At 70.7% G+C, this 21,961-nt stretch carries 16 protein-coding genes and 1 pseudogene; 11 read left to right on the forward strand and 6 right to left on the reverse strand.

What is annotated here, in order from left to right; genetic code table 11:
- Positions 1 to 38: 38 nt before the first annotated feature.
- The 3 genes from ACIBM5_RS13650 to aceE all read right to left on the reverse strand — a co-directional run bounded on the left by ACIBM5_RS13650 (position 39) and on the right by aceE (position 5,697).
- Positions 39 to 1,199 (reverse strand): ARPP-2 domain-containing protein, encoded by a 1,161-nt coding sequence (locus tag ACIBM5_RS13650; RefSeq protein ID WP_396006999.1) that lies wholly within the window; start codon positions 1,197 to 1,199, stop codon positions 39 to 41.
- Positions 1,196 to 2,584, reverse strand: a complete 1,389-nt coding sequence (locus ACIBM5_RS13655; RefSeq protein WP_396007101.1) for a hypothetical protein — start codon at positions 2,582 to 2,584, stop codon at positions 1,196 to 1,198. The genes ACIBM5_RS13650 and ACIBM5_RS13655 overlap by 4 nt, the downstream gene beginning before the upstream one ends.
- A 377-nt stretch (positions 2,585 to 2,961) precedes the next feature.
- Entirely contained in the window at positions 2,962 to 5,697 is a 2,736-nt protein-coding gene (aceE, locus tag ACIBM5_RS13660) for a pyruvate dehydrogenase (acetyl-transferring), homodimeric type (RefSeq protein WP_391581427.1), read from the reverse strand.
- A gap of 380 nt (positions 5,698 to 6,077) precedes the next feature.
- Here aceE and ACIBM5_RS13665 point away from each other — a divergent pair, with 380 nt between their 5' ends.
- The 8 genes from ACIBM5_RS13665 (at position 6,078) to ACIBM5_RS13700 (ending at position 12,381) form a co-directional block, all read left to right on the forward strand.
- Positions 6,078 to 6,299 (forward strand): DUF1918 domain-containing protein, encoded by a 222-nt coding sequence (locus tag ACIBM5_RS13665; protein ID WP_396007000.1) that lies wholly within the window; start codon positions 6,078 to 6,080, stop codon positions 6,297 to 6,299.
- 195 nt (positions 6,300 to 6,494) lie between these two features.
- Complete coding sequence (locus ACIBM5_RS13670) at positions 6,495 to 6,938, forward strand: DUF3052 domain-containing protein (RefSeq protein WP_026217985.1); 444 nt, start codon at positions 6,495 to 6,497, stop codon at positions 6,936 to 6,938.
- Between the two features lie 213 nt (positions 6,939 to 7,151).
- Positions 7,152 to 8,099: a maleylpyruvate isomerase N-terminal domain-containing protein gene (locus ACIBM5_RS13675; RefSeq protein WP_396007001.1), complete on the forward strand. Its 948-nt coding sequence runs from the start codon at positions 7,152 to 7,154 to the stop codon at positions 8,097 to 8,099.
- Positions 8,100 to 8,249: 150 nt separating this feature from the next.
- The gene (locus ACIBM5_RS13680) at positions 8,250 to 8,708 is read left to right on the forward strand and encodes a peroxiredoxin (protein WP_020554992.1); all 459 of its coding nucleotides are present in this window, start codon (positions 8,250 to 8,252) and stop codon (positions 8,706 to 8,708) included.
- Between the two features lie 186 nt (positions 8,709 to 8,894).
- Positions 8,895 to 9,470 carry a TerD family protein gene (locus tag ACIBM5_RS13685; protein WP_391581430.1) on the forward strand — a complete coding sequence of 192 codons (576 nt, stop codon included), beginning with the start codon at positions 8,895 to 8,897 and terminating at the stop codon, positions 9,468 to 9,470.
- Positions 9,471 to 9,663: 193 nt separating this feature from the next.
- Positions 9,664 to 10,242 (forward strand): TerD family protein, encoded by a 579-nt coding sequence (locus tag ACIBM5_RS13690; RefSeq protein ID WP_026219140.1) that lies wholly within the window; start codon positions 9,664 to 9,666, stop codon positions 10,240 to 10,242.
- Positions 10,243 to 10,388: 146 nt separating this feature from the next.
- Entirely contained in the window at positions 10,389 to 11,537 is a 1,149-nt protein-coding gene (locus tag ACIBM5_RS13695; protein ID WP_391581431.1) for a DUF475 domain-containing protein, read from the forward strand.
- Between the two features lie 151 nt (positions 11,538 to 11,688).
- Complete coding sequence (locus ACIBM5_RS13700; protein ID WP_391581432.1) at positions 11,689 to 12,381, forward strand: Tellurium resistance; 693 nt, start codon at positions 11,689 to 11,691, stop codon at positions 12,379 to 12,381.
- Between the two features lie 87 nt (positions 12,382 to 12,468).
- Here ACIBM5_RS13700 and ACIBM5_RS13705 read toward each other — a convergent pair whose 3' ends face one another.
- Positions 12,469 to 13,773, reverse strand: a complete 1,305-nt coding sequence (locus ACIBM5_RS13705; protein WP_396007002.1) for a TerD family protein — start codon at positions 13,771 to 13,773, stop codon at positions 12,469 to 12,471.
- A gap of 253 nt (positions 13,774 to 14,026) precedes the next feature.
- On the opposite strand from ACIBM5_RS13705, the gene ACIBM5_RS13710 reads away from it, so the two are divergent.
- The 3 genes and pseudogenes from ACIBM5_RS13710 to ACIBM5_RS13720 all read left to right on the forward strand — a co-directional run bounded on the left by ACIBM5_RS13710 (position 14,027) and on the right by ACIBM5_RS13720 (position 18,545).
- Positions 14,027 to 15,214 (forward strand): HpcH/HpaI aldolase/citrate lyase family protein, encoded by a 1,188-nt coding sequence (locus ACIBM5_RS13710; protein ID WP_396007003.1) that lies wholly within the window; start codon positions 14,027 to 14,029, stop codon positions 15,212 to 15,214.
- An 84-nt stretch (positions 15,215 to 15,298) separates the two neighbouring features.
- Positions 15,299 to 17,730, forward strand: a pseudogene (locus ACIBM5_RS13715) (phosphoribosyltransferase).
- Complete coding sequence (locus tag ACIBM5_RS13720) at positions 17,727 to 18,545, forward strand: HAD family hydrolase (RefSeq protein WP_396007004.1); 819 nt, start codon at positions 17,727 to 17,729, stop codon at positions 18,543 to 18,545. The pseudogene ACIBM5_RS13715 and the gene ACIBM5_RS13720 overlap by 4 nt, the downstream one beginning before the upstream one ends.
- Before the next feature lie 291 nt (positions 18,546 to 18,836).
- Here the strand turns inward: ACIBM5_RS13720 and ACIBM5_RS13725 are convergent, their stop codons facing one another.
- Both ACIBM5_RS13725 and ACIBM5_RS13730 read right to left on the reverse strand, forming a co-directional pair.
- Positions 18,837 to 19,316: a hypothetical protein gene (locus tag ACIBM5_RS13725; RefSeq protein WP_391581436.1), complete on the reverse strand. Its 480-nt coding sequence runs from the start codon at positions 19,314 to 19,316 to the stop codon at positions 18,837 to 18,839.
- Between the two features lie 345 nt (positions 19,317 to 19,661).
- Complete coding sequence (locus ACIBM5_RS13730) at positions 19,662 to 21,020, reverse strand: hypothetical protein (RefSeq protein ID WP_396007005.1); 1,359 nt, start codon at positions 21,018 to 21,020, stop codon at positions 19,662 to 19,664.
- Between the last annotated feature and the right edge of the window lie 941 nt (positions 21,021 to 21,961).

A 21,961-nucleotide genomic window follows, 5' to 3' on the forward strand; every position in this document is an offset into this window, starting at 1 on the left:
GATCGGCCCGAGGCCGCTCCGCCCGACGCGGGGCGGCCTCAGCCGCGTCGGCGTCCCTCACGCTCCAGCCGGTCCGCCACGTGCGGCCGGAGCAGCCCGTCGAAGCCCGATTCGCGGATCCGGCGGGTCAACTCGGACGGTGTCGTGCGCAACGCGCTCGCGGTCGCGACCAGATCCCACTCGTGCGCACGCAGGGTGGCGAGCAGGTGGCCCCTGCGGGTCTGCGCCGGGGACAGCCGGAACGTCTTGCAGTACGCGAGTCGGCCGTCCTCGTGGGTGATCCGCTCACCGATGTGGTTCTCCTCGTCGAGCCGGAACGAGGGCAGGAATCGAGTGAGCTCGAACGACCCCATCCGGTACACCGATTCACTCGTGTAGGCGCTCTCGCCGGTGAGACCGGCCAGCATCAGCCGGTGGAAACGTTCCCATGCGAGGGACTGCTCGGCTGCCTCCCGGCGCAGGTCCGCGAGCGAGGACACCCGCTCGCTCTCGATGCCCACGACGAAATCCGGTACCGCCTCGACGTAGTTGGCGTAGTGGAACAGCGCCTCGCCGTACAGGTCTTCGAGCAGCGTCCTGTGCAGGGCCCGGTAGTCGGCCGGATGCGGCACCACGAACACGCTCGCGAGCGTGTCCGCGACGTACAGCGCGACCCCGCACTGGCCCGGATGAATCTCGAACACCTTGAGCGCATCGGCCAGTCCGCGCACCGCACAACCGCAGAAGGCCTCCTCCATGCGCGGCGACAACCCCTTGCGCACGGCCCGGTCGGTCCATTCCTCCCACACGATCGACGGCCCGCCGAAGTGCAACGAGAGATATCCCTCCAGGGCCAGGTGCATCGGCAGAAACCGCAGCCGATTGCTGCTCTCCCGGTGGGCCATGCGCCGCAACGCCCGCCTGGGCGCCCGCATCTTCGCGTGCGAAGGCGTCGCCGGCCGCTCCTGGAGCTGGGTGCCGAAGGCCGCCGACGGCTCGGCGTCGGCGCCCCAGGACGCCACGAACGCGTGCGGGATGAAGGACTGGTAGCAGGTGCCGTCGCCGAGATCGACGATCGAGGGGTCGTCGGCATCGTAGACGCGCCGATCCAGCCGCAGGCCCACCAGCGGCTCCTCGCGCACGAGCGGTACCAGCCGGATCGCGCCCCACACCTGTGCGGGCCGGGCCACCAGCCCGGTCGCCGCGAATTTGCCGCTCATACCCCCGCCTTCCGGGCCCGGAACCGGTCCTGACGCTCCGCCAGGTAGTGCCGCAGCTCCGCGAAGCCGGCCCGGCCCTCGGCGAATCGGGCCAACTCGACCAGCGCCGGCACGTCCTCCGCGTCGCGCACCCCGACCGTCGGCACGCTCGCCGACAACCGCTTCACGTCGAAGCCGTCCGCGTCGTACACGGGATTGAGATGCACCACGGTGGTCGCCCCGTCCGGGTCCAGCCGCTCGCGCCACACCCGCAGCACCTCGGCGGCCAGCCCCGGCGGGCTGTTGTCCCAGCCGTCGGAGACCACGACCAGGCGGTCCGGGGCCAATTCGAGCGCGTCGATCAGCCGTTCGCCCAGCGGCGTGGGGCCGCTCGGCCGCACCAGCAGCGGGTCGTGCAGTCCCGAGGTCCACAGACCGGTGAAGTCGCGGGCGAGCGCCTTCAGCAGGAATCGACAGGCCAGCGCGACCGCCAGCGGGCGCTGTCGCTTCGTGGTCGACCCGAACGAGGAGAAGCTGTCGTCGAGCACGGCCACGACCCGGCCCCAGGACCCCGCCGCGTCCCCCGCCGCACGACGTGCGGACTCGGTCAGCGCCTGCCGCAGCTCGTCGTATCGGGCGGTGCGCTGGGCACGGGTCAGGGACAACACGTAGGACGCCAGCCGGGTCAGCGGCATCCGGTCGAGTTCCGCCCGCACCGCGCCGGCCCCGGCCCGCTCGCCGGCGCCCTGCAGGCGCAGCCGCTCCAGCCGGGTCAGTTGCGGGGCGATCTTCTCCAGGAACGTCGCACGCTTGATGCCGTGCTTGGACGCGAGCCCCTCGGCGACGGTGTACGGCAGGTCGTACAGCGCACTCTGCGCGTAGTGCGCCCGTCGCCAGGTCTCGAACAGCGGCGTCTCGAAGACCGCCACCCTTCGGGTCGCGGTGAACAGGAACGTGCCGGTCTCGGCGGGCGCGCGCAGATGCGCGTGCCGCATCGTCGCCTTCACCCCGGACCGGTACTTCACCGCGTCGAAGACCGGATCACGACGACCCGCCGTCCAGTCGCGCATGATCGCGCGCGTGCGCCGATTGTTGACGCCGCGTCGGGCCAGTTCACGAAAGAGCTTGAAGACCCGCTGAGGGGCCATCAGTTCCAGCCGGCGTGCGATCAGTTCGCCCTCGCGGCGGCGCACCTCGGGGGTCAGGTCGCGGCTGCTCTCCAGCAGGTGCCGGACGATCAGGGCCGCGTTGAAGTCGTTGATGTCCAGCGCGAGGGTGGCGGCGTAGAGCTCGCGGTAATTGCCCACGATGTACTCGTGCAGGAATTGCACCGACAACCGTTGTGCGTCCGCGTCGTCGCGGAACTCACGCTGGCCGGTGGCGGTCACCGCCGCGTTGACGAACATCACCACGTCTTCGCACGCGGCCAGGTCCCGGCGGTCCACGACGCATCCCCTCGGCCGGACAAAAGCTGATGCCGGCCGGGGAATGGAGGCGCGAACAGCGAAGTGACGCTTAAGAGGCGATTCCGAAAGTCGCAGCCGAAGTCCCGCGGCCGGCCCGGAGAGTCTAGACCCGGGACCGTGCCGAAGGCTCGGCAAATAAGGCTCGGCAAATAAGGCTCGGCACCCACGGCTCGGCAGGTGCGCCCGAAGGCTGGGCGACAACGGCCGTGGGGGCGCCCCGAGCCGGGGGGGGGGGGCCGCCGCGCCCCGCCCCCCCCCCCCCGGGGGCCGCCCCCCCCCCCCCCCCCCCCCCCCCGCCCGGCCGCACTACCCGCCGATCAGGCGTCGCCGCCGACCGTACCCACGCCGGCCGCCTTGACGTCCAGGAGCTGGTACTGGGAGATCGCCTTCGAGACCACACTCGGGTCGATCTCGCCGCGCCGCGCGAGCTCGGACAGCACGCCCACCACGACGGACTCGGTGTCCACGTGGAAGAAGCGTCGCGCCGCACCGCGGGTGTCCGCGAAGCCGAAGCCGTCGGTGCCCAGCGACGCGAAGTCGGCCGGGACCCAGCGCGAGATCTGGTCCGGGACGGCCCGCATCCAGTCGCTGACCGCCACCACCGGGCCGGGTCGGCCGTCGAGTACTCGGGTCACGTACGGGATGTGCGGCTCGGCCTCGGGGTGGAGCAGGTTGTGCTCCTCCGCCGCGACCGCGTCGCGCCGCAGCTCGTTCCAGGACGTGGCCGACCACACGTCGGCGACCACGTTCCAGTCCTCGGCGAGCAGCTTCTGCGCTTCCAGCGCCCACGGCATGCCGACACCGGAGGCGAGGATCTGGGCGCGCAGCGCGCCCTCCTTGGCCGGACCCTCCTGGTAGAGGTACAGACCCTTGAGGATGCCGTCCACGTCGACGTTCGCGGGCTCCGCCGGCTGCGCGATGGGCTCGTTGTAGACCGTCATGTAGTAGAAGACGTCCTCGGCGTTCTCGCCGTACATCCGGCGCAGACCGTCCTTGACGATGTGCGCGATCTCGTACGAGAACGCCGGGTCGTACGCCACACAGGCCGGGTTGGTCGAGGCCAGCAGCTGCGAGTGCCCGTCCGCGTGCTGGGTGCCCTCGCCGGTCAGCGTGGTGCGACCGGCCGTGGCGCCGAGCACGAAGCCGCGGCTGAGCTGGTCGGCCATCTGCCAGAACTGGTCGCCCGTGCGCTGGAACCCGAACATCGAGTAGAAGACGTACACGGGGATCATCTGCTCGCCGTGCGTCGAGTACGTCGAGCCCGCGGCGATCAGCGACGCCACACAACCGGCCTCGGAGATGCCGTCGTGCAACATCTGGCCCTGCGCCGACTCCTTGTAGGACAGGAGCAGCTCACGGTCGACCGAGTCGTAGGTCTGCCCGTGCGGGTTGTAGACCTTCGCGGTCGGGAACATCGCGTCCATGCCGAAGGTGCGGTACTCGTCCGGCGCGATCGGCACGAACCGCTTGCCGATCTCGGAGTCGCGCATCAGGTCCTTGAGCAGGCGCACGAACGCCTGCGTCGTGGCGACCGGCTGCTTCGAGCCCTTCTTCAGCACGCTGTAGACCGGGTCGCCGGGCAGCTTGAGCGGCTTGGAGCGGTCCAGCCGCCGCGGCAGCGAACCACCGAGCGCGGCGCGCCGCTCGCGCATGTACTCCATCTCCTCGGACTTCTCACCGGGGTGGAAGTACGGGGGGACGTCGCCTTCGAGCTGCTCGTCCGAGATCGGCAGGTAGAGCCGGTCGCGGAACGCCTTCAGGTCGGACTTGGTGAGCTTCTTCATCTGGTGCGTGGCGTTGCGCGACTCGAAGTTCGGGCCGAGCGTCCACCCCTTCACCGTCTGCGCCAGGATCACCGTCGGCTGGCCGACGTGCTCGCGTGCCGACTTGAAGGCCGCGTAGACCTTGCGGTAGTCGTGCCCGCCGCGACCGAGCTTTTGGATGTCCTCGTCGGAGAGGTCCTGCACCATCCGGCGCAGCCGCGCGTCGTCGCCGAAGAAGTGCTCGCGCACGTAGGCGCCGGACTCCACCGCGTAGGTCTGGAACTGGCCGTCGGGCGTCGTGTTCATCTTGTTCACGAGCGCGCCGTCGGTGTCCTGGGCCAGCAGCGGGTCCCAGTCGCGACCCCAGACGACCTTGATCACGTTCCAGCCGGCGCCGCGGAAGTACGACTCCAGCTCCTGGATGATCTTGCCGTTGCCGCGCACCGGACCGTCGAGCCGCTGCAGGTTGCAGTTGATCACGAAGGTGAGGTTGTCCAGCTCCTCACGGGCGGCCAGGCCGATGTTGCCGAGCGACTCGGGCTCGTCCATCTCGCCGTCGCCGAGGAAGGCCCAGACGTGGCTGCGCGAGGTGTCCTTGATGTTTCGGTTGTGCAGGTACCGGTTGAACCGGGCCTGGTAGATCGCCCCGAGCGGGCCCAGGCCCATCGAGACGGTCGGGAACTCCCAGAAGTCCGGCATCATCCGCGGGTGCGGATAGCTGGGCAGCCCGTTCGGGGCGGCCGACTTCTCCTGGCGGAAACCGTCGAGCTGCGCCTCGCTGAGGCGTCCCTCCAGGAAGGCACGTGCGTAGATGCCCGGGGACGCGTGTCCCTGGAAGTAGATCTGGTCGCCCGACTCCCCGTGGTCCTTGCCGCGGAAGAAGTGGTTGAAGCCGACCTCGTACAGACTCGCCGAGGATGCGTAGGTGGCGATGTGACCGCCGACCCCGAGCCCCGGGCGGTTCGCCCGCGACACCATGATCGCGGCGTTCCACCGGACGAACGCACGGATGCGTCGCTCGATGTTCTCGTCGCCGGGGAACCAGGGCTCGCTCTCCGGGGCAATCGTGTTGATGTAGTCCGTGCTGCGCAGAGCCGGCACGCCGACCTGTCGTTCACGGGCCCGTTCGAGCAGCTTGAGCATGATGTAGCGGGCTCGCTGGCGGCCCTGCTCGTTGATGACTGCGTCCAGCGACTCCAGCCATTCCCCGGTCTCGTTCGGATCGATGTCGGGGAGCTGGCTCGGGAGGCCGTCGCTGATGATCGAGAAGCGCTCTCGTCCGGAAGCCACGCTGTTCCTTCGCCTTATCGGTAGATGGGGACCCTCCCCGCGAGAGCGGGGTCGACCACCCTGAGCGGTGTCGCGCCGTCCCCATCGTGGTACCCGGACGTTGGATCCGTCATCTCTACCGACCGGTAATGGACCGGCGGGGTGCCCGCCTGCATCTCATCCACCGAGCCCGATCCGTGTTCGGTTACCGCGAAAGGAGCGGAGCTGCCCTGATCGTCCGACTGTCGCCGGACGCTCCACGCGGCGGTTCGCGATTGCGGGGTGATGCAACCGTGAACCTCCAAGACCTTACGCCGACTGTCTTACGCACAACGCACTGGCGTAGTTCCCTGGGAGGGTGTGAGTGGTTTCGCACCCGTTCGACAGGGAGGTCAGAGCTGATGCGGGCACGAATTGGCGACCGGCTCCACGTGCACGGGAAGACGGTCGGTCGCGGGGATCGTTTCGGGGAGATCGTCGAGGTCAGGGGCCCGGACGGGGCGCCGCCGTACGTGGTGCGGTTCGAGGACGGGCACACCGGGCTGGTGATCCCCGGGGCGGACGCGGTGATCGAGCGGGCGGGCGGTGCCGATCCGGCCGCCGGACGGCCCCGGCGAACCTGATGAGTTCTCGTCTGTCACGCTGGACCCTCGAATACGTTGCGTGATCCACACCTGGTCGGGGTAGCTTCCGCACAGGGCGTGGTGTGGCGTTTGCGCGAGTACGTGACCTGGGTACTTGCGCGAACAGCCTGGCGCGTGTGGACTTACGCGCGTGAGCCCCGAAGCGTTGTGGGGCCGGACAAGGGAGGTTAATTCGTGAGCGCGACCGCGGACCACGCGGAAGAACGGGCCAACTCGGCCGTTCGACTTGGGTTCCAGCCCGGACAGGTGGTCCAGGAGCTCGGTTACGACGACGACGTGGACGAGGAGCTGCGCGAGGAGATCGCGGAACTCACCGGCAACGAACTCGTCGATGAGGACTACGAGGAAGACGTCGCCGACGTCGTCCTGCTGTGGTTCCGCGAGGATGACGGCGACCTCGTCGACACCCTCGTGGATGCCCTCGCCACGCTCACGGATGGTGGCCATATCTGGCTGCTGACCCCGAAGACCGGCCGGGACGGATATGTAGAACCCTCGGATATCGGTGAGGCCGCGCCGACTGCGGGATTGGCCCGCACGACGAGCTTCGGCGCCGTCAAGGACTGGTCGGCGACCCGTCTGGTATCGCCCAAGGCGGTGCGCAGCGGCAAGAAGTAATCCGACGCCACTGCGGTAAGCAGACGAAACGCAGGACCTCGAGCGGTGAGTTCCATCACCGGTCGGGGTCCTGCTGCTTGTCGGGCGCCGTCGGCGCGGCTCGCGAGGGTGGGCGCGGTGGGGCGGGGCGCCGGAGTCGTCGGTGTGGCGAACCGGGTGGCCGGAGTCGCGAGGGCGACGTTGGGGCGGGGGGATTGGGGGGAGGATGCGGGCATGTCGTCGATCGAGATTGTGAGTGGCCCGTGGGGCGTCGCCTCCATGTCCGTCGCCGTGCAGCGTGGGCGGGCCCTTGCCGCCTGGGACGCCTTTCGTGATCTGGTCGCGCGGGTCGACCCGGACGCGCCCTCCCGGCTGACGGGCTGGGACGGGCGGGCCGTGATAACCCATCTCGCGTCCTGGCCCGAGGCCCCGCTGCTGGCCCGCCTGCTCGCCGAGGCCCGCGGCCGACGTGCCCCGGATGCCGCCCCGATGCACCAGGACGACGTCAACGCGCGCCTGGTCGACACGCACCGCGACGCCACGGCCGCGGAGCTGCTCGCCGCGCTCGACGACGGGCGGGACCGGCTGGCCGCGGCCTTCGACGCGACCGCACAGGACCCGACCCTGGCCCTGGCCCGCACCGGTTCCCAGGTCGGCCCGGTGCCGCTGCTCACCCAGCTCGGCGCGATCGCCTACGAACTGGCCGTGCACGCGCTCGACCTGGCCCCGTGCGGAGCCGGCGAACCGCCTGCCGTGCTGCTCGACGCGGGGGTGCTGGCCCTGGCCGACATCACCGGCGCGCTCGCCGCCCGACACGGCGTCCGGGCCCGGACCGGGCTGGCCGTACCCGGCGGCGGCTGGGGCTTCGCCGCGCCCGGCACCGACGGCGTCGGCTGGGAGGTCTTCCCGCTCCCGCCGGGCCGCCTTGGCCTGCCCGCCGTCGAGGCCCGCTCCGCCGCCCTGCTGCTGGACGCCTCCGCGGGCCGCCGGGCCGTCCCGGCCCTGCTGGCCCGGCGCGAACTCAAGCCGCACAACCTGCCCGGACTGCTCGCGCTGGCCCCGCTCCTCGACCACGTCCCCGGCCTCCCGGGCGGCCCGGCCCTGCGCCTGACCGCCACCGCCCTGGGCACCGTCGGCCGGATGACCGCCCTCCTCCCGACCCTGAGCCGCCCCCGTTCCTGAACCGGGCCGTCCCGAGCCCGGCCGACAGCCTCGGCCGAAGGGGTCGCGGGCCGGCTGGGGATGGGGGCCGGCCGGGCCGAGGGGCTTTCCGGTCCCCGACTAGGCTCGCCGCTGAGAGGCGGACGTCGCCTGGGACAAGGAGATCGCATCATGGCCGTCGAGATCGGTAGCAAGGCCCCCGAGTTCGAGCTCAAGAACCAGCACGGCGAGGTTGTTCGGCTGGCGGACTTCCGTGGCGAGAAGAACGTCCTGCTGGTCTTCTATCCGTTCGCGTTCACCGGTGTGTGCACCGGTGAGCTGTGTGCGCTGCGGGACGATCTGCCGAACTACCAGAACGACGACGTGCAGGTCCTGGCCGTCTCCTGCGACGCGCCGTTCTCGCTGCGCGTGTTCGCCGAGCAGGAGGGCTACGAGTACCCGCTGCTCTCGGACTTCTGGCCGCACGGCGGGGTCGCGCAGGCGTACGGCGTCTTCGCCGAGGACAAGGGTTGCGCCGTGCGGGCGACCTTCGTCATCGACAAGGAGGGCGTGATCAAGTGGAGCGTGGTCAACGCGATCCCGGACGCGCGGGACGAGGCGGAGTACCTCAAGGCGCTCGCGAGCGTCTGATCGGCGGATTCGGTGCGCGGTCGAGGGTTCTCCGGCCGGTTCGGGCGTAGGTCGGGCCGGGCCGGGGTACCCATGCCGCGGCGAGACTCCCGCCGGTCAGGAACTCCTGACTAGGATCGGCGCGTTGTCACGTCTGTAGGCGAAAATTCCGGGGCACCAGTTGCTCCATGAACCTTTGGAGGACTCGTGGGCGTCAGCCTGAGCAAGGGCGGCAACGTCTCGCTCTCGAAGGAGGCTCCGGGCCTCACCGCTGTTCTGGTCGGCCTGGGCTGGGATGTGCGTACGACCACCGGCACGGACTTCGACCTCGACGCGAGCGCGATCCTGCTCAACGGAAGTGGTCAGGCGCCGTCGGACGGGCACTTCGTCTTCTTCAACAACCTCAAGAGCCCCGACGGCTCCGTCGAGCACACCGGTGACAACACCACCGGTGAGGGCGAGGGAGACGACGAGGCGATCAAGGTCAACCTGGCGGGTGTTCCGGCGGATGTCGAGCGGATCGTCTTCCCGGTCTCGATCTACGACGCCGAGACGCGCCAGCAGAGCTTCGGCCAGGTCCGCAACGCGTTCATTCGCATCGTGAACCAGGCCGACAACAAGGAACTCGCCCGGTACGACCTCACCGAGGACGCGTCCACGGAGACCGCGATGGTCTTCGGCGAGCTGTACCGCAACGGCGCGGAGTGGAAGTTCCGCGCGGTGGGCCAGGGCTACGCCTCGGGCCTGCGCGGCATCGCCAAGGACTTCGGAGTCAACGTCTGACAGGCGAGACATCACGAACGCCCGCCGACCGCACCCGCGGTCGGCGGGCGTTCGCCGTCCCGGACTCGGTGGGCTCGCGCGCACCGCGGTCGAATATGCGCCTGTGCACGCCTTGAGCTGTGCAAAAAGGGGGTCCCGCCGGGTCGGGGGCGTGGCAAGGTTGAAGCGAATGTACGACGATCAGGAGGAATCGATGGGGGTCACCCTCGCCAAGGGCGGAAACGTCTCGCTGAGCAAGGCCGCACCCAATCTCACCAATGTGCTGGTGGGTCTGGGCTGGGACGCGCGTGCCACCACGGGCGCCTCGTTCGACCTGGACGCGAGTGCGCTGCTGTGCGGTGGTGCGGGCAAGGTGCTCGGCGACGATTATTTCGTTTTCTACAACAACCTCAAGAGCCCCGAGGGTTCGATCGAGCACACCGGCGACAACCTCACGGGCGACGGTGACGGCGACGACGAGGTGATCCTCGTCGACCTGATGGCCGTCCCCGAGCAGGTCGAGAAGGTGGTCTTCCCGGTCTCGATCTACGACGCCGAGATGCGCGGGCAGACCTTCGGACAGGTCCGCAACGCCTACATCCGGATCGTGAATCAGGCGGACAACAACGAGCTGGCTCGTTACGACCTGACCGAGGATGCGTCAAGCGAGACTGCCATGATCTTTGGAGAACTTTACCGTTACCAGGGGGAGTGGAAGTTCCGCGCAGTAGGGCAGGGGTACGCTTCGGGCCTGCGGGGGATCGCACTCGACTTCGGCGTCAGCGTGCAATGAGTACGTACTGACGTTGTGTCAGGGTCGGTCACCCGGTGGGGCCGGCCCTGACACCTTTCCCGAGGTCTCTCGCGTGGGGGATGAGGGCCGGTCTTCCTGATGACCCACCCGGAGATGCAATCCCCAGGTAGATAAGGACCTCATCCGTGGTAATCCGTACGTTCGGCTGGTCGTTCGGCGTGACGGCAGTCGGTCTCGCCGTCGCCGCGTATTTCTGGGGGGCGACCGGATTCGGCATCGTGCTGATCCTGTCGATCCTCGAGATCTCGTTGTCTTTCGACAACGCTGTAGTAAACGCCACGATCCTCAAGAAGATGAATGCCTTCTGGCAGAAGATGTTCTTGACGATCGGCATTTTGATCGCCGTCTTCGGCATGCGGCTCGTCTTCCCGCTGCTCATCGTGAGCCTGACCGCCGGTATCGGCCCGATGGACGTCGTGGACCTCGCGTTCCACGACGACAAGATGATCGACGGGATGACCTACGCGCAGCACCTGGACGAGGCGCATCCGGCGATCGCCGCCTTCGGTGGCCTGTTCCTGTTGATGATCTTCCTGGACTTCATGTTCGACGACGAGCGCGAGCACAAGTGGGTCGGCCCGCTGGAGCGGTTCACCGGCAAGCTCGGCAACTTCGACGTGCTCTCCACGCTGATCGCGCTGATCGCGCTCGTGGTGGTCGCCCAGACGCTCTCGCCCGCGCACAAGGAGGGCACGGTCATGGTGGCCGGCGTGCTCGGCCTGATCGCCTACCTGGGCGTCGGCGGGCTCTCGGACTACTTCGAGACGCACGGCACGCTGGCGCACATCAACGATGAAGAGGACGAGGCCGAGGAGGAGGGCGCCGAGCCGGCCAAGGCCGAGGGGCGCAGCGGCCCCAAGCCCGTGCAGCTCGCCGCCGGCAAGGCCGCGTTCTTCATGTTCCTCTACCTCGAGGTGCTCGACGCGTCGTTCTCCTTCGACGGTGTGGTCGGTGCGTTCGCGATCACCCAGGACCTGCTGATGATCACGCTGGGTCTGGGCATCGGCGCGATGTACATCCGGTCGCTCACGGTCTACCTGGTGCGCCAGGGCACGCTGGACGACTACGTGTACCTGGAGCACGGCGCGATGTACGCGATCGGCGCCCTGGCGACGATCCTGCTGGTGTCGATCAAGTGGGAGATCCACGAGGTGATCACCGGCGTGGTCGGGGTCGGCTTCATCGGCCTCGCGCTGATCTCCTCGATCATGCGCAACAAGCGGATCGGACACGTTCCGGGGCAGAACAGCGAAGCGGCCAAGGTCGACGCCTAGCCGTCGGCCGGCGGTCCACGCGCGACCCGCGACCGGTACCGCGCCCGAGCACGATTCGGGCGCGGTACCGGTTTTTTCGCGCCCGGTTATGTTGTGTACTGAAGCCGCCACTACGCGTACGCGTGCGGGCCGGGGGATCAGGGAGGGCTTGATGCCGCTTTTCGACTGGCGTCGGGGATTGATGGAACGCGAACCCGAGCACGGCGGGCACAAGGTCGCGCTGACCCGTTCGACGCCCGAGGTCTCACTGACCCAGGCCGGTTCCGCCACCGGGACGCTGCGGGTCAACCTGCACTGGAACCCGCAGGTCGAGGAGGCGCCGCCGAGACAGCGCAGCGGCGGCCTGTTCCGGCCCCTGGCGGTGCAGGCGCCGCCCTTGCCGCAGAAGATCGACCTCGACCTCGGCTGCCTGTGGGAGATGAGCGACGGCTCCAAGGGCGTGGTCCAGGCGCTGGGCAACCTGTACGGGGCGTTCAGCCAGCCGCCGTATGTCCGCTTGGACACCGACGACCGGTCCGGGTCGGCGTCGGGTGAGACGTTGTTCATCAACATCGACCAGGCGCGCAATGTGCGCCGGCTGTTGATCTTCGTCTACATCTACGAGGGCATCCCGGCGTTCGACCAGGTCAACGGAGTGGTCACGCTGTTCCCGAACGCGGGTCTGCCGATCGAGGTGCGGCTGGACGAGCACGCCCGCGAGGCGCACACGTGCGCGGTCGCGGTGGTGGAGAACCACGGCGACGAGATCGTGGTCCGGCGCGAGGTGCGCTACGTGCACGGCTACCAGGCCGAGCTGGACCGGGAGTACGGGTGGGGCCTGCTGTGGGCGCGCGGCTACAAGTGAGCCCGCGCCGGTGAGGTGAACCGACCCGGCCGGGTCGTCGTCCCCGCAGACCGCCGCGGGCGGTGGTCTCCGGGGACGACGACCGGCTCAGCCCTGGAACTGCGGGCCCTGCGGCGGTGAGTCCAGCCGGCGCAGCTGCGGCGGGCCGCCCTGACCCTGCGGCGGGGTGCCCTGGTACTGCTGCTGAGGCGGCATCCCCATGCCCTGCGCCGGGGTGCCCTGGTACTGCTGTTGGGGCATGCCCATGCCCTGGGGCGGAGTGGTCCCGTGCGGGGGCATGGGAGCGCCGTGCGAGGGCGTGTACGGCCCGGGCGGCTGTGGGACGCCGTGGGCCGGCGAGTACTGGCCCGGCGCGGGCAGCTGCGGGCCGCCCGGGGGCATGTGCATCACGCCCGGCGGGGTCTGGAAGGCCATGCCGTGCGCGGGCGTGCCCGGGGCCTGCGGCGGGGTGCCGCCCATCGCGGGCGGCGGTGGGACCGGGGCGCCGCCGGAGGGGGTGTGCGGGTATCCCGGCGGCGGGCCGCCGATCGTGTGCGGGGCCGGGGGCGGGGGGATCATCGGGCCGTCGTGGCGCGGCGGAGGCGGCGGCAGCGGGGCGCCGCCGTACGGCGTGTTGCCGGAGATCGGCAGCACGCCCTGTGGCTGCGACGGCTGCTGCGGCGGGGGCGGTGCGGGCAGCGTGCCCCGGCCGTACTGCGGCAGGACGGCGGTGGGGGCCGGCTCCTGATGGGCGGGCGGGGCGGGCGGGCCGTCGTGGAACGCCGGTCGCGGCGGCGGGGCGGGGGCGGTCGGCGGGGACTGGTGCACCGGCGGCAGCGGCATCGGAGTCGGCACGGGGGCCGGCGTCGGTGCGCCGGGTTCGTCGTCGACGCTGATGCCGTAATCGGTCGCCAGGCCCGCGAGACCGCTCGCGTAGCCCTGCCCGACCGCGCGGAACTTCCACTGGTCGGCCCGCCGGTAGATCTCGCCGAAGACGAACGCCGTCTCGGTGGTGGCTCCGGCGATCGGGAAGTTGAGCAGCTCGCCGCCGCCGTCGGCGTCGTACAGTCGAAGGACGAGGCCGGGCACCGAACCGATCGTGCCGCCGTCCGCGGACGCGGCCACGATCACGTGCTGCACGTCGTTGCCGAGCGCGGCGACATCCACCCGGACGCCGTCGGTGCAGCGGTTCGGGGCGGTGTTCTTGCCCTCGTGCACGACCGTGCCGGACGGATGCCGGGGCTGGTTGTAGAAAACGAAATCGTTGTCGTCGCGCACCTTGTTGTTCGCGCCGAGCAGCAGGGCCGAGGCGTCCATGTCCGGAACACCGGCTCCCGGCCGCCATTCGAGGACCACGCGCACGGACCGGGCAGGGAGGGCCGTATTCGCTCCCTTGGACATCACCTGGGTCATGCGCCCATCCTGCCGTCCCGAAGGAGCTGCGCTCAACGTGGGTCAGGCTCGTGACGATTGTGTGAACACATGGTCCTATAACCGGATCGTACGCCTTCGATTTTGCTTTTCGGTTACCGTAGGCAGTCGCCTGCCGGCGGCTCACCGGCTCGGCGCGAATGCGCCTATTTCGATACACCCAGGGCGCGCACGGGTTTCCCGCCCCGACGCGCCTTTGCCACCACCACCGTCAGTCGAGGGGGATCAGATCACGATGCGGCATTTCGGTTACCTGGACGATGCGGTCCGCGATCATCTGTTCCACCGCCCGCCGGAGAGCTTCGACCGGGACAGCGACCCCGCAGTCCTGGCCGCGGCCCTCGGCGCGACGCTGTACAGCCCCGCGACGCGCCGCACGCTCGCGGCGGACATCGTCAAACAGGCCGCCCGCGGTGTGACCTCGATGGTGCTGTGCCTGGAGGACTCGATCGACGACCGCGAGGTGGTCGGCGCCGAGCAGAACCTGGTCGAGCAACTGGCCGAGTTCGCCCGCTCCGGAGTCGAGGGCCCGCTGCTGTTCATCCGGGTCCGCCATCCCGAGCAGATCACCGACTTGACCGAGCGGCTCGGCGACACCCTGAGCGTGCTGTCCGGATTCGTGCTGCCCAAGTTCGAGCCGGACAGCGGCACGCGCTACCTCAAGGCCCTGGACGAGGCGATCGCGCTCAGCGGACGCCGGCTGTACGCGATGCCGGTGCTGGAATCGCCCTCGATCGCCTACCTCGAACACCGGCGCACCGTGCTCGCCGAACTCGCCGAGCTGGTCGCCGCGCACCGGGACAAGATCCTGGCGGTGCGGATCGGGGCCACCGACTTCCAGTCCGCGTACGCGCTGCGCCGCTCGCGCGACCTGACCGCGTACGACGTGCACCTGGTGGCCGGCCTGATCGGCGACATCGTCAACGTGTTCGGCCGCGCGGACGGCACCGGACACGTGATCAGTGGACCGGTGTGGGAGTACTTCCCGCAGGGCGAGCGACTGTTCAAGCCGCAGCTGCGGCGCACCCCGTTCGCCGAGGCCGAGGACCCGGACGAGGCCGTCGAGCTGCGCACCCGGCTGATCTCGGCCGACCTGGACGGGCTGATCCGCGAACTCGAACTGGACAAGGCCAACGGCCTGCTCGGAAAGACCGCGATTCACCCCAGCCACGTGGCGGTGATCCACGCGATGTCGGTGGTCACCCACGAGGAGTACTGCGACGCCACCGACATCCTGGCCGAGAGCGCGGCCGGCGGCGGGGTGCTGCGCTCGGCGTACACGAACAAGATGAACGAGGTGAAGCCGCACCGGGCCTGGGCCCAGGCGATACTGCGCCGGGCGCAGGCGTTCGGCGTCGCGGGCGAGGAGGTCACCTTCGTCGACCTGCTCGCGGCCGGCATGGAGTGCACCGGCGCGGGATGAAGGAGCCGACGGGGCGGATGCCCCGCGGTGGTGGGATTCGATCGGTACCGAGGGAAGCGGGTTCGTGCGTTGAGTGAACATCGGATGGAAACCTGGTCGGGGAGTTGGGTCGCCGAGCGACTCGACGTGACGCTCGCGGGGGAGGGGCTCGCCACGCTGGTCGGGCTCGCCCTGCGGCGCAACCCGCGCCGGGCCCACCTGCTGGTGTCCACGGTGCTCGGCAAGCACGTTCCGCAACTGCCCGCGGTGGTCCACGACGCGGGCCGCGAGTTGGGCGCACGGGTGGCGAGCGTGCTGGCCGGCGAGCCGACGCCGGTGGTGCTCGGCTACGCGGAGACCGCCACCGGCCTGGGCCACTGTGTGGCCGAGGCGCTGCCCGGGGCGACCTACCTGCACTCGACCCGCCGTTCGGTGGCCGGGGTCGCGCGGTTCGGTGCGTTCGAGGAGGAGCACTCGCACGCCACCTCGCACCTGCTCCTGCCGCGCGATCCGCAACTCCTGACCGGGACCGGCCCCTTGGTGCTGGTGGACGACGAACTCTCGACCGGACGCACGATCGCCAACACCATCCGGGCGCTGCACACGATGGCGCCGCGTGCGCACTACGTGGTCGCGGCGCTGATCGATGTGCGCGGTCCCGCCGACCGGGCCGAGATGGAGGTGTTCGCGGCCGAACTCGGCGCCCGGGTGGACCTGGTGACCCTGGCTGCGGGCACCGTCGAACTGCCCGAGGACGTGCTCGCGCGCGGCACCGCGTTGGTGGCCGAGCACGACGACGGCCGGGCCGGCGGCGGCTCGCCCGGCATCGTGCGCACCCTCGACCTGGATTGGCCCGCCGGATTGCCCGACGGCGGCCGACACGGCTTCACCCAGGCCGATCAGGACGCGCTGGAGCGGGTGTTGCCCGCACTGGGCGCCGCGCTGGCCGAACAGGTGCTCGGCCGACGGATCCTGGTGCTCGGCTTCGAGGAACTGATGTACACGCCCCTGCGGTTGGCCCGGGCGCTTGCCGAACACGTCGCGGCGGACGTCGAGGTGCGCTACTCGACCACGACCCGCTCACCGGTGCTCGCGGTCGACGATCCCGGCTACGCGATCCGCACCCGATTGGAATTCCCGGCCCACGACGACCCGTCGGACGGTCCCGGCGCCCGCTACGCGTACAACGTCGCGGCCGGCAGCGACCCCGCACGACGCTTCGACGAGGTGCTCATCGTCGTCGACTCGGTCGCCGACACCCCCGAACTGCACGCGCCCGGTGGGCTGCTGGACGCGTTGTCCCGGGTCACCGACCACGTCGGTCTGCTCGTTGTCCCCTCCTTCACCCCCGAGGTGCGCAGGTCATGAACCACCAGCCGAGCCCGCACGGGCACGACACCGGCAAACTGCCGAACCCGCTGTACGGGCCCGCGTTCTCCTCCTACGCCGCCGACGAGGTGGCCTGGCTGCTCAAGGACCTGTCCGCGGTGGAGTTGGAGGCACCGCTGGAGGAGCGCGAGGAGGCGATCCAGCACGCGGGTGCGCACTACGCCGAGTCGCTGCCGATCGAGTACCAGCCCTCCCCCGAGTACCAGGCGCTGTTCCACGCGGCGCTGGACGCCTCGGCGGACCGGATCGCGCACGCGGTCGGCGTGGTCACCGAGACCATCCTGGCCGAACGCGGCCAGGACGCGGTGCTGGTCTCGCTCGCCCGCGCCGGCACCCCGGTGGGCGTGCTGATGCGCCGCTGGGCCCGGCGCGCGCACGGTCTGACCCTGCCGCACTTCGCCGTGTCCATCGTGCGCGGACGCGGCATCGACGCCACCGCACTGCGCTGGCTGGGGCGCGAGTTCGACCCTTCGCGGATCGTCTTCGTGGACGGCTGGACCGGCAAGGGCGCGATCACCCGGGAGTTGTCCGACGCGCTGGATCTGACCGCCGAGACCACCGGCATGCGCTTCGACCCGGAACTGGCCGTGCTCGCCGACCCGGGCTCGTGCGTACGCACCTACGGCACCCGCGACGACTTCCTGATCCCGTCCGCGTGCCTGAACTCGACGGTGTCCGGGCTGGTTTCGCGCACCGTGCTGCGGGACGACCTGATCGGCCCGGACGAGTTCCATGGCGCGAAGTTCTACGCCGAGTTGGCCGACGCCGACGTCTCCGGCCTGTTCCTGGACTCCGTCGCCGAGCGGTTCGCCGCGGTGGCCGAGGACGTCGCGCGCGATCAACCGGTACTGGCCGCGAGCGACCGATCGCCGACCTGGGAGGGATGGCGTGCGGTCGAGCGGATCGGCGCCGAGTACGAGATCGACAACATCAACCTGATCAAGCCCGGCGTCGGCGAGACCACGCGGGTGCTGCTGCGCCGGGTCCCGTGGCAGATCCTGGCCCGCAAGGGCGTGGGCGCGGAGTTGGACCACGTGCGAATGCTGGCCGCACAGCGCGGGGTTCCGGTGATCGACGTGGACGACCTGCCGTACTCGTGCGTCGGTCTGGTCAAACCCGGCTTTCGCCGGGAAGGGAGCGACGCGTGAGTGTCGTGGTGGCCAGCGACCTGGACCGCACCCTCGTCTACTCCCGGGCCGCCGCCCGGCTGGGCCTGGCGGCGACGGACCCGACGCCCGAGCTGGTGTGCGTGGAGGAGTACGAGGGCGGGCCGATTTCATTCGTCACGCGGGAGGCCGTCGCGCTGCTCGCCCAACTGGCCGAGCGGACCACCTTCGTGCCCACCACCACGCGCACCCGGGAGCAGTACGGCCGGATCGTGCTGCCGGGTCGGGCGCCGGAGTTCGCGATCTGCGCGAACGGCGGCCACCTGCTCGTGCACGGCGAGAGCGACCCGGACTGGCATGCGGGAGTGCGCAAGACCCTGGCCGAGAACGCCGCTCCGCTGCCGGAGGTGGTCGCCCATCTGGAACGGGTCGCCCTTCCCGAGTGGACCCACAAACTCCGGGTGGCCGAGGACCTGTTCACCTACCTCGTGGTGGAACGGGCGGAGCTGCCGCCGGAGTTCGTGCCCGAGACGACCGAGTGGGCGGCCGAGCGCGGCTACGGCGTCTCGCTCCAGGGCCGCAAGCTCTACCTCGTCCCGGAGGCACTGACCAAGGGCGACGCAGTGCGCGAGGTCGCCCGGCGGGCCGGTGCCGACGCGGTGTTCGCGGCGGGCGACTCGCTCCTGGACATCGAACTGCTGCGCGCGGCGGACGCCGGAGTGCGGCCGGGGCACGGCGAGTTGGCCGAGACGAACTGGTCGGCGCCGCACGTCGAGGCGCTGACCGCACAGGGCGTGTCGGCGGGCGAGCGGATCGCGGCCTGGCTGCTGGAGCGGAGCCGGTTGCCGGTCGAGTGACCCGCCGCGGCCGGTGCCGGGACCGGGACCGGGACGATTGCGGGACCGGCACGGCACCGGGACCGGCACGGTTGCGGGACACGCACGGTTGAGTGGGCTGCGATCGATGGCGTCCGGAAAGCCGACATCCGCACCGCGAGCAGGATGCGGTGCGGATGTACGACGGCACGCGGGGGGCCGGCTGTGCCGGGCCCGTGGTGCTGTGCGGGTCGGGCGGTATGCGGTGGTGGAGCGGGGGCGGAGCCGGGACCGGACCCGGGCTGCGGCCCGGGCCCGGGCTCGGGACTCGGCTCAGACGCAGGCGCCGCGGACGGTCAGCAGTTCGGCTCGGGCGTGCAACTGCCGGCCGCACTCCATGTCGAAGGTCAACTCGAAGCCGTCGCGTGCGGCCCGCACCCGGGTCAGCGCCACCTCGGTGAATCGGTCGAGCGCGCCGCACAACTCGTGCATGACCAGCCCGGTCGAGGACAGGCCCAGCACCGTGCCGTCGCCCAGGGTGACCAGGTCGCAGCCACGGTTGCCGGTGGCCGCCTGGGCGTCGGTCACCCGCAGCGGGCCTCGGCCGAGCGAGTGCAGCCAGGTGACCGCCTGGCGATGCAGCACCGCCCGCTCCTCCTCGTACGCGAGGACCATCATGCGGTGCATGTCGGTCACGTCGTGCGTGTGCAGCGGCAGTGCGGGGGCGGTCCGCGGGCCCCGGCGCAGCGCGTGCAGGCTCGGCAGCGCGAGAACGAGGAGGAATGCGAACAGGAGCATCAAGAGCACGGGCATGTGCGACTTCCCGGTGTCGGCAAGTGGTCGACGGCGCGGCGCGCGGGGTTTCGGAACCCGTGAATCGGGACCAAGGTCCCGAAGTCGGCCGGTCCGACGACTTTAAACCTTAAATTTCAGGAAGGTGGCTGAAGGTGCCGATTCTTTACCCGACTGGTCGAACATCGCGACGATTTCACTACGCTGAGTTGCGCCAAGTGCGTTGAATGCGCAGAATGTCGCTTTTCCGATTTCGGATGCCGTCGGGTCGTGACGCACTGTGAGGCCCGGCGCCGAGGCTTGGTGCCGAGGCCCGTATCGAGGTCCGTGCCGAAGCCGGTGCCGGGGCCCTGTGATGCGGTGACGTCAGTGTGGTCCGGGCCCGGCCCGGTCCTCGCGGATGACCTGCACGGTGGCGGCGACCTCGGCCCGGATGGCGCGGGTCTCGCTGAGGAAGCGCCACCAGTCCGGGCGCGGGTTCTCCGGTTCGGCGGCGATCGCCTCCAGGCGGAAGACCAGGGCGTCCAGCCGGCGTGCGTAGCGCTCCTCGGCGTTGGCCCGGCCGCCGAGCGCGAGCCGCTGGGCGTCGCGCAGCGCGAATCGGGTGCGCTCCAGTTCGGCCTCCGGATCGCGAGCGACCTCCTCCAGCGCCCGCAGCCGGTCGTTGACCGAGGCCATCGCCTCGTCGGCGTCCTTGAGGGTGGCCCGGGCGGTGGCCAGGCGGCTGACCGCGTCGGCGTACTCGCCGCGTCCGGCCGCGGCGCCGGCCTCCTCCAGGCGGGCGTGGGCGATGCCCAGCGCCTGGCGGGCCTTGGCCGGAACCTGCTCCAGGTCGGTCCAGCAGGACTGGACGTAATCGCGGCGCAGGCGGTGCAGGGCGGGTTCGACGCCGGTCAGCCGGGACTCCAGGGCCTGGGCGCGGGTGCGCAGCGAGGACAGCCGATTGGTCACCTCCTCGCGCTGTTTGGGCAGGCGTTCGGCCTCGGCGCGCAATTCGCCGGCCGAGGTCTCGATCCGGCGGGCCACCTCCAGCGTGCCCGGGATCCCGAGTGCGGCCGGCCCCCGGTCCAGCTCGGCCAGATCGCTGCGGATCGCGGCCAGGCGGGTGGTGAGGCCGTTGGTGCCCAGGCCGGCCCGCTCGGTGTCGGCGACCGCCGTGGCCGCCTCGGCGGCGGCCCGGCGGGCCCGGTCCACCGCAGGCGGCAACTGCCCGAGCGCGTGCTCGGCCTCGGCGAGCAGCGGGCCGAGCGAGGTGCCGAACCGGTCCAGGTCCTGGCGGACCGCGTCCAGCTTGCGCGCGGTCTCGGTCAACTCTCGGCGGGCCGCCTCGTATTCGTCGGTCTCCAGTTCGACGTCCAGCGGATGGCGGTCCATCAGTGCGATGTATGCCGCGCTCGCCTCGTCGATGCGCAGGCTGACCGCGGCGAAACTGCGCAGCGCGTCCTCGGTGCCGCGTGCGCCGCGGACCGCCCGGACCGTCTCCAGCGACAACATCATGTCCCGCTGCGCGGTATCGAGCTGGAGGAACGCCTCACCCGCCGCCTCGCGTGCGGCCAGCGCCGCCGAGCGGGCGGCATCCTTGCGGCGCCGCCACGGGCGCGTCTCGCCGCCGGCGAACGCAGCCGGGAGCAGGGCGAGGAGCAGCGGCGCGAGCGTGATCGACAGCGGAAGGCCGACCCCGAGGGACCGTCGTGCGGATCCGACCACCACGCCTGCTCCCGTCACCGTGCGAACCGTGCCCACTCCATCCTGCCCATCCTTCCAGGTGCAGTCCGATGGAGGTCCACCAACTGTCCGCGCGGGGCGTGTCCGACCGGGCGGACGGGCCGGGCTGGGGCGGGCTATCGCTGGTTTTGCACGGTTCTTTGCGCGTGTCCTGTGCGCGTGCGCACGGTGGGTGATCGTGGGGATTCGAAAACCGGCGACCGTGGCGACTGCGACGACTGCGACGACTGCGACGACCGGGATGACGGGGACGACTGTGAAGGTTGGGGCGAAATGGGTGCTTCCTGGCCTTTTTCGGTCGCGGCGACAAGGTGTGCTCGTCGCCGCGTTCGTCGGCGTCCCGCTCGCCGCTGCCACCGGTTGCGGGGGGTGGGCCTCGGCGTCCGTGGGCGCGTGGGGTGCTTGCGGTGCTGCTTGAGCGGGGTTCCGGGTGATCCCCGGGGTGCCGCCGGCGCCGAGTGCGCTGCCCGCCGGTGTGCGTTCACGGCGCGGTGCGAGTGGCGGACGACGGCTTGCGCGCCGGGGCCGGGCCCTCGGCCTCGGCCTCGGTGGCCGGTCCGGACTGGCGGTATTCCACGGGAGTCGACCGGGGTCGGGGTCGGGGTCGGCCTGCGGGCGGAGGTGCGGTGCCGGGCACGACGTCGCGTACCGATCGTGTGGGGCGCGTTGTCGCCGATCGCGTGGGTGGGGCCGTGGGCCCGCCGGGGTCGAGTGGCGGCGGCGGATTCACCGGGCGTGGCGAGGTGTTACCGCGTCGACGGGTGCCGGGTGTCGGCGGTGGCCGGCCGGGATCCGACGTTGTTGCGGCTTCGGGGTGATCGGGGGGGTGGAGTTTCCCGACCGGGCCCGGGCGTCCTGGATGGATGGGCAGGGCCGATTCGGGGCCGGGCTGCGTGTCGCGGCCGGGCCCGGCGGCGCGGTGGGTGGCGTCCGGCCGCCGG

Source organism: Embleya sp. NPDC050493 (genome assembly GCF_044458105.1).
In the GTDB taxonomy this organism is placed as follows: domain Bacteria; phylum Actinomycetota; class Actinomycetes; order Streptomycetales; family Streptomycetaceae; genus Embleya.

Bases quoted from the DNA above. Each gene is read 5' to 3' on its own strand.
- ACIBM5_RS13680 (WP_020554992.1), top strand. From the start codon at position 8,250: ATGGCCGTCGAGATCGGTAGCAAGGCCCCCGAGTTCGAGCTCAAGAAC.
- ACIBM5_RS13710 (WP_396007003.1), top strand. From the start codon at position 14,027: ATGCGGCATTTCGGTTACCTGGACGATGCGGTCCGCGATCATCTGTTC.
- ACIBM5_RS13705 (WP_396007002.1), bottom strand. From the start codon at position 13,773: ATGACCCAGGTGATGTCCAAGGGAGCGAATACGGCCCTCCCTGCCCGG.
- ACIBM5_RS13700 (WP_391581432.1), top strand. From the start codon at position 11,689: ATGCCGCTTTTCGACTGGCGTCGGGGATTGATGGAACGCGAACCCGAG.
- ACIBM5_RS13665 (WP_396007000.1), top strand. From the start codon at position 6,078: ATGCGGGCACGAATTGGCGACCGGCTCCACGTGCACGGGAAGACGGTC.
- ACIBM5_RS13675 (WP_396007001.1), top strand. From the start codon at position 7,152: ATGTCGTCGATCGAGATTGTGAGTGGCCCGTGGGGCGTCGCCTCCATG.
- ACIBM5_RS13725 (WP_391581436.1), bottom strand. From the start codon at position 19,316: ATGCCCGTGCTCTTGATGCTCCTGTTCGCATTCCTCCTCGTTCTCGCG.
- ACIBM5_RS13655 (WP_396007101.1), bottom strand. From the start codon at position 2,584: ATGTTCGTCAACGCGGCGGTGACCGCCACCGGCCAGCGTGAGTTCCGC.
- ACIBM5_RS13690 (WP_026219140.1), top strand. From the start codon at position 9,664: ATGGGGGTCACCCTCGCCAAGGGCGGAAACGTCTCGCTGAGCAAGGCC.
- ACIBM5_RS13650 (WP_396006999.1), bottom strand. From the start codon at position 1,199: ATGAGCGGCAAATTCGCGGCGACCGGGCTGGTGGCCCGGCCCGCACAG.